The following is a 4,328-nucleotide window of genomic DNA, read 5'->3' as shown; positions in this document are numbered from 1 at the left end:
CGGATCCGCTTCCTCCTTCGGGCCGGCGTGGGCCGGGCGGCCGCCACCGACGTGGCGACCGTCCCGGCGACGGCTGGCGATCGGGTGTCCCGGACCTGCCGTGCCGGCCGGTGGGGCACCGGTGGTGGAGGGTGGTCACGGGTACGGTGCCGGGCGTGCTGCCTCGCCACCGACCGGTGGGCCGCCCCGCGGTCGCAAGCCTGCGACGCCGGTGCCCGCTACAGCAGTCGTCGATGCGACAGGTGTCGCTCTTCCGATGCGTTCGCCTGTCACATGATGGCACTGATGATCTTTGATGGGATCCACGGATCGTGCCGGTCGTCAATGCTTTCGGTGACCATCGATGCACGTTCGTCCATGGCTCGGCGACCCGCGCGGTGGCGCCGGCGGCGTTCCGTACACCGCGCCGTACGAACGGATGGCCGGCGTGTCGTCCGGCCGCCCGTCAGTGCGGCATCCGCCAGCCCTTCGCCAGCCGGGACGGGTGGATGTTCCGGCCGCCACCGAAGAACTCGGTGAACTTCATGATCAGCGGGTCCCAGCCGACCGGGTCGACGTACGCGGTGCCGGGGATGAGCAGTTCCTGCTCCACATGGGCGCGGACCACCTCCACCTCGAAGGCGGTGGCGTCGACGTGCGGCAGCCCGAACGGATGGGTGGCGACCACCCGACACTCCAGTTGGACCGGGCACTGGGCGATCCGGTCCGGACCCACCAGGTCCGACGCCTGCCGGTCCAGGCCGGCCACGGCGAACTTGTCGGGCTCGTGGCGGTAACCCTGGGCCCGCTTGCGCTCGGGCACCTCGGGCCGGGCGGTGGTCAGCGCCAACCGGTCGACCGCGTCGACCAGGCAAGACGGGGCCAGGTTCAGCACCGCCTCCTGTTCCCGCGCCAGGTTCGCCGCCGTCTGGCTGGCGTTGGCCAGCCCGAGCAGGCAGGACTGGCCCAGCCACCACGCCGACGACATGGGCGCGATGTTGGTGCCGCCGTCGGGGTTGCGGCTGCTGATCAGGACGACGGGGGTGCCGAAGTACAGCACCTTGAGCGGCGAGACGATGTGCATGATCCCAACCTGCTGCACCGCCCGGGCCGGTGCTGGCGGGTATCGGACGGCGCGGCGGACGAACGATCCGCCGGGCCGCGACCGGTGTGCGGGCTCATGTCGACGGTGCAGGTGGCGAGGCCGCCCAGGCCCGGTCGGGCGGCGCCGACCCGGTTGAAGGCGATCTCGATCCGGTCGCCCGGGCCGGTACGGGTCGGCCCCCGCCGCCGAAACGAGCGACCTACCGTGTCGGTGGGTAGACTCGCCGTCACCCCGCGATGGCCCCTCCATCGGTCGTCGTCGTGCCCCGTCCGTCATCGGTGAAGGAAGTGGGTGGCCCGGTGAGCGCTCTGCCGGCCCTTGCGGCGGACACCACGTCGACCGCACTGGCGATGGTCACCCCGGACGGCCGGTGCGTGTGGTGCAACCCGGCCGGTCACCGGCTCGGCGTCGGGCTCGCCGAGCTGCCGCTGGCGGGGATGACGCCCGGCGACAACCCGGTCGACCTGCCGGTACGCGGCACCGACGGCGTCGTCCGGTGGATCCAGGTGCGCTGTCACGGCGTGGAGCACGACGGGCAGCCGCTGCGCCTGTTCGAGCTGCGGGACGTCAGCGTCGAACGCCGCGAGCGTGAGCGGGGCCGCAACTACCGGTGGCGGCTGGCCCACATCGAGCAGCTCGCCAAGGTCGGCACCTGGGAGTGGGACCTGCCCTCCGGTGAGGTGATCTGGAGCGACGTGCTCCAGCGGATGTTCGGCCTGCCGCCCGGCACCGGCCTGGACTACCCCGCCTACCGGCGCATGGTGCACCCCGACGACATCGGGATGATCGAGCAGACGCTCGAGGACGCGCTGCGCCGTGGCGGGGCGTTCTCGTACACCCACCGGATGTACCTGGCCGACGGCGCCACGCTGCGGGTCTTCGAGTGCTACGGCGAGGTCTTCACCGACAGCACGGGGGCGCCCGTACGGGTGCTCGGCACCGCCCACGACATCACCGCCGTCCGCCGGGTCCAGGACGAGCTGACCCGGCTCGCCGAGCGCGACCCGCTGACCGACCTGCCCAACCGGCGGGCCCTGCTGGCCCACATAGACGAGCTGCTCGCGGGCGGGCCGGAGCCCTCCGGCGCCCTGCTGCTGGTCGACATCGACAACTTCAAGGACATCAACGACGTGCACGGGCACGCGGTCGGCGACGAGGTGCTGCGGGCGCTGACCAGACTGCTCCGGCGCGAGCTGCCACCCGGCACGCTGCTCGGCCGGCTCGGCGGCGACGAGTTCGCCGTCGTGCTGCCCGGCGCGGACGCCGAGGGCGCGCTGGTCATCGCCGAGGCGATGTGCAACGCCGTCGTCCGGGCGCCGGTGCCGGTGGCCGGCACCGGCCTGCGGGTGACCCTGAGCATCGGCGCCGCCTCACGGGAACCGGCCGACACCCGCGACACCATGCTCGCGCACGCCGATCTCGCCCTCTACGAGGCGAAGGACGCCGGCCGCAACCGGGCCCGGCTGTACCTGCCCGAGCAGTACCGGCACGCCGTGCAGCGGATCAGCGTGGTCACCCGGGTCCGCCGGGCTCTCGACGAGAACCGGATGGGGCTGGACGCCCAGCCCATCGTGGACCTGGCGACCGGCCAGGTGGTCAGTCACGAACTGCTCGTCCGGCTGCGCGACGGAGCGGAGCCGGTGCTGTCGCCGGCGGAGTTCCTGCCCACGGTGGAACGCGACGACCTGATCGGCGACCTCGACCGGTGGGTGGTGGCCACCGCCACGGCGGCGCTGGCCGAGCCGGGGGCAACCCGGGCGGGGCTGCGGTTCGACATCAACATCTCCGCCCGCTCCCTGGAGTCCCCGGGCTTCGGTGACTGGGTGGTCCGCACGCTGCGCGCCGCCGGCATCGCGGCCGACCGGCTCGGCCTGGAGGTCACCGAGACCGCCGCGATCACCAACGTCGCGGCGGTACGCCACCTCGCCGACGCGCTGCGCGACGCCGGCTGCCGGCTCAGCCTCGACGACTTCGGCGCCGGCTTCGGCTCCTTCGCCTATCTCAAGCACCTGCCCTTCAGCACGGTGAAGATCGCCGGTGACTTCGTCCGGCAGGCCGACCACGGCGGCGCCGATCCGGTCCTCATCGACGCCGTGGTCCGTGCCGCACACGGCCTCGGCATGTCCACGGTGGCCGAATCGGTGGAGCGCGCCGCGCTGGTGCCGGCGCTGCGGGCGCTGGGCGTCGACGCCGGGCAGGGCTACCACCTGGGCCGCCCGGTGCCGCTGGACGAGCTGTCCCGCCGTACCTCCCGTGCCTGGCAGGACACCGTCGTCGTACCGACCGTGGTCCCGCAGCCCCGCGCTGACCCCTCGCCCACCTGGAGAGTCGTGTGAACCCATCCCTCACGTCCGTGTCGCCCGTCGGCGTCGAACTGGTCACCGGCGACCTCGACGCCGCCGCCGACTTCTACGCCGGCCTGCTCGGCTGGACCTGCACGGCCGGCGCCGACGGACTCACCGCACACGCCGACGGGGTCGCCGCCGCGCGGCTGCGTCGGGGACCGGCACCGGCGACGTGGTGGACCGTCCTCGGCGCCGCCGACGCCGGGCAGGTCCGGGCGTCGGCCGAGCGGGCCGGCGCCCACGTCGACGGCGACGAGGTGCGCGACCCGCTCGGGGCGGGCTTCCGGCTGCGCGCCGGCACCACCCCGGTGGCCGCCGGCCCCGGCCGGCCCAGCTGGTACGAGTACATGACGGGCGATCCGGCCACCGCCGACCGGTTCCTCGCCGACGCGCTGGGTCTGCGGGCCACCGTGCCGCCCGGCGCCCCCGACGACTCGTACGCCCTGCTCGGCGCCGGTGGCCCGCCGGTCGCCGGCCGGTTGGCGCTGCCGCCACCGCTGCGCGACCTGCTCCCGGCCGGCTGGATGGTCTACTTCGCGGTGGCCGACCCGGACGACACCGCCGAGCGGGCCCGGCAGCGGGGCGGTCGGGTGCTCGTGCCGGCGAGCGACGTGGCGACGGGTCGGGTCTGCGCGCTGGCCGATCCGGCGGGCGCCGTCTTCACCGTCATCCGGCCCGCTCGGGCCGGTGGCTGACCGACTGTTCGGGCCGGCGCAGACCGGTTGTTTCGGGCCGGCGCAGACCGGTTGTTTCGGGCCGGCGCAGACCGGTTGTTTCGGGCCGGCGCTGGCCGACAGTTCGGGCCGGCGCTGGCCGGCTGCTCGCGCCGGCGGGTGACCGGCCGGTCGTAGTCCGCCCGTGGCGACCTGCGTCCGGCCCGCTCCTGCTGCGGTGGCACC

The 4,328-nt window shown here is 74.2% G+C and carries 3 protein-coding genes; 2 read left to right on the top strand and 1 reads right to left on the bottom strand.

The genetic code is table 11. The features are described from left to right. Positions 1-445: 445 nt before the first annotated feature. The gene (locus GA0074704_RS20625) at positions 446-1,063 is read right to left on the bottom strand and encodes a flavin reductase family protein (RefSeq protein ID WP_088973846.1); all 618 of its coding nucleotides are present in this window, start codon (positions 1,061-1,063) and stop codon (positions 446-448) included. A gap of 320 nt (positions 1,064-1,383) precedes the next feature. Between GA0074704_RS20625 and GA0074704_RS20620 the strand changes: the two genes are divergently transcribed. Both GA0074704_RS20620 and GA0074704_RS20615 read left to right on the top strand, forming a co-directional pair. Then, a complete protein-coding gene (locus GA0074704_RS20620; RefSeq protein WP_172880662.1) occupies positions 1,384-3,420 on the top strand; it encodes a putative bifunctional diguanylate cyclase/phosphodiesterase in 2,037 nt (678 codons plus the stop codon). After that, complete coding sequence (locus GA0074704_RS20615; RefSeq protein WP_172880659.1) at positions 3,417-4,124, top strand: VOC family protein; 708 nt, start codon at positions 3,417-3,419, stop codon at positions 4,122-4,124. Before GA0074704_RS20620 ends, GA0074704_RS20615 begins: the two co-directional genes overlap by 4 nt. Positions 4,125-4,328 lie beyond the last annotated feature (204 nt).

Origin of the sequence: Micromonospora siamensis, assembly GCF_900090305.1 — a bacterium.
In the GTDB taxonomy this organism is placed as follows: Bacteria; Actinomycetota; Actinomycetes; order Mycobacteriales; family Micromonosporaceae; genus Micromonospora; species Micromonospora siamensis.
This window is presented reverse-complemented; position numbering and strand designations above follow the sequence as displayed.

Coding starts and splice junctions, on each gene's coding strand:
- GA0074704_RS20625 (WP_088973846.1), bottom strand. CDS start 1,063: ATGCACATCGTCTCGCCGCTCAAGGTGCTGTACTTCGGCACCCCCGTC.